We start from the raw sequence: 2907 nt of genomic DNA on the forward strand, positions 1-2907 counted from the left end.
TTAAGATTTAGTGGAAGCCTCTGGGAAGTGGCGCGATACAGGGTGATAGCCCCGTACACGTAGGATCTTTTGTAGTGAAATCGAGTAGGTCGGGACACGTGTTATCTTGACTGAATATGGGGGGACCATCCTCCAAGGCTAAATACTCCTAACTGACCGATAGTGAACCAGTACCGTGAGGGAAAGGCGAAAAGAACCCCTGTGAGGGGAGTGAAATAGAACCTGAAACCGTATACGTACAAGCAGTAGGAGCACCTTCGTGGTGTGACTGCGTACCTTTTGTATAATGGGTCAGCGACTTATATTTAGTAGCAAGGTTAAGCGAATAGCGGAGCCGTAGCGAAAGCGAGTGTTAACTGCGCGATTAGTTGCTAGGTATAGACCCGAAACCCGGTGATCTAGCCATGGGCAGGTTGAAGGTTGAGTAACATCAACTGGAGGACCGAACTCACTAACGTTGAAAAGTTAGGAGATGACCTGTGGCTGGGGGTGAAAGGCCAATCAAACCGGGAGATAGCTGGTTCTCCCCGAAATCTATTTAGGTAGAGCCTCGGACGAATTCCATTGGGGGTAGAGCACTGTTAAGGCTAGGGGGTCATCCCGACTTACCAACCCTTTGCAAACTCCGAATACCAATGAGAACTATCCGGGAGACACACGGCGGGTGCTAACGTCCGTCGTGGAGAGGGAAACAACCCAGACCGCCAGCTAAGGTCCCCAAATATTGCTAAGTGGGAAACGATGTGGGAAGGCACAGACAGCTAGGAGGTTGGCTTAGAAGCAGCCACCCTTTAAAGAAAGCGTAATAGCTCACTAGTCGAGTCGGCCTGCGCGGAAGATGTAACGGGGCTAAGCAATATACCGAAGCTGCGGCAATGCGATTTATCGTATTGGGTAGGGGAGCGTTGTGTAAGTGGATGAAGGTGAGTTGAGAAGCTTGCTGGACATATCACAAGTGCGAATGCTGACATGAGTAACGATAATGGGGGTGAAAAACCCCCACGCCGGAAGACCAAGGTTTCCTGTCCCATGCTAATCAGGGCAGGGTAAGTCGGCCCCTAAGGCGAGGCAGAAATGCGTAGTCGATGGGAAACGGGTTAATATTCCCGTACTTATATAATCAGTGATGGAGGGACGGAGAAGGCTAAGCAAGCCTGGCGTTGGTTGTCCAGGTGAAAGCGAGTAGGCCGTTGACTTAGGTAAATCCGGGTCGATAAAGCTGAGACGCGAGACGAGCTCCCAAGGGAGTGAAGTTGTTGATGCCCTGCTTCCAGGAAAAGCTTCTAAACTTATGATTATATGAACCGTACCCCAAACCGACACAGGTGGTCAGGTAGAGAATACTAAGGCGCTTGAGAGAACTCGGGTGAAGGAACTCGGCAAAATAGTACCGTAACTTCGGGAGAAGGTACGCCACTGAAGGTGAAGGATTTACTCCGTAAGCTTTTGGTGGCCGCAGTGACCAGGTGGCTGGGACTGTTTATTAAAAACACAGCACTCTGCAAACACGAAAGTGGACGTATAGGGTGTGACACCTGCCCGGTGCCGGAAGGTTAATTGATGGGGTTAGCGTAAGCGAAGCTCTTGATCGAAGCCCCGGTAAACGGCGGCCGTAACTATAACGGTCCTAAGGTAGCGAAATTCCTTGTCGGGTAAGTTCCGACCTGCACGAATGGTGTAACCATGGCCACGCTGTCTCCACCCGAGACTCAGTGAAATTGAAATCGCAGTGAAGATGCTGTGTACCCGCACCTAGACGGAAAGACCCCGTGAACCTTTACTACAGCTTGGCACTGAACATTGAACCTACATGTGTAGGATAGGTGGGAGGCTTTGAAACATCGTCGCCAGATGATGTGGAGCCGACCTTGAAATACCACCCTTGTATGTTTGATGTTCTAACTTAGGTCCCTTATCGGGATTGAGGACAGTGTCTGGTGGGTAGTTTGACTGGGGCGGTCTCCTCCCAAATAGTAACGGAGGAGCACGAAGGTTAGCTAATCACGGTCGGACATCGTGAGGTTAGTGCAATGGCATAAGCTAGCTTAACTGCGAGACAGACACGTCGAGCAGGTACGAAAGTAGGTCATAGTGATCCGGTGGTTCTGTATGGAAGGGCCATCGCTCAACGGATAAAAGGTACTCCGGGGATAACAGGCTGATACCGCCCAAGAGTTCATATCGACGGCGGTGTTTGGCACCTCGATGTCGGCTCATCACATCCTGGGGCTGAAGTCGGTCCCAAGGGTATGGCTGTTCGCCATTTAAAGTGGTACGCGAGCTGGGTTTAGAACGTCGTGAGACAGTTCGGTCCCTATCTGGTGTGGGCGTTGGATGATTGAGGGGAGCTGCTCCTAGTACGAGAGGACCGGAGTGGACGAACCGCTGGTGTTCGGGTTGTTTTGCCAAAGGCATTGCCCGGTAGCTATGTTCGGAATCGATAACCGCTGAAAGCATCTAAGCGGGAAGCGAGCCCCAAGATGAGTCATCCCTGAGCTTTAAGCTCTGGAAGGGTTGTTATAGACTATGACGTTGATAGGCAGGATGTGGAAGCGTTGTAAGGCGTTAAGCTAACCTGTACTAATTGCCCGAGAGGCTTAACCATACAACGCCCAAGAAGCTTTATGCTTTTGAGAGTTGTATGACGACAAGCTAGCAACAAGTAGAGTAGTAAGTTACTCAACAGATTGAAATATCAGACTTTCCCAAATTGTTAAGTTACTGACTTAGTCAGTAATAGCAGGAGGCCCTGAAACAAGTTCAGGGTGACTTGCAGTCAGTTTTTTGCTTGGCGACAATAGCGACGTGGCACCACCTGATCCCATTCCGAACTCAGAAGTGAAACATGTTAGCGGCGATGGTAGTGTGGGGATTCCCCATGTGAGAGTAGCACATCGCCAAGCTCCT

General features: G+C 50.4%; 1 rRNA gene and 1 other annotated feature (1 of these 2 cut by a window edge). The gene reads left to right on the forward strand.

Features of this window, described 5'->3' with window-relative positions:
* Positions 1–2605 (forward strand) — a sequence feature (most likely nonfunctional fraction of RNA operon) (it extends 1674 nt beyond the left edge of the window).
* A 182-nt stretch (positions 2606–2787) separates the two neighbouring features.
* Positions 2788–2903, forward strand: a 5S ribosomal RNA gene (gene rrf / locus OCL06_RS16150).
* The last annotated feature ends 4 nt before the right edge of the window (positions 2904–2907 follow it).

Source organism: Alteromonas salexigens (genome assembly GCF_025628895.1).
Lineage (GTDB): Bacteria > Pseudomonadota > Gammaproteobacteria > Enterobacterales > Alteromonadaceae > Alteromonas > Alteromonas salexigens.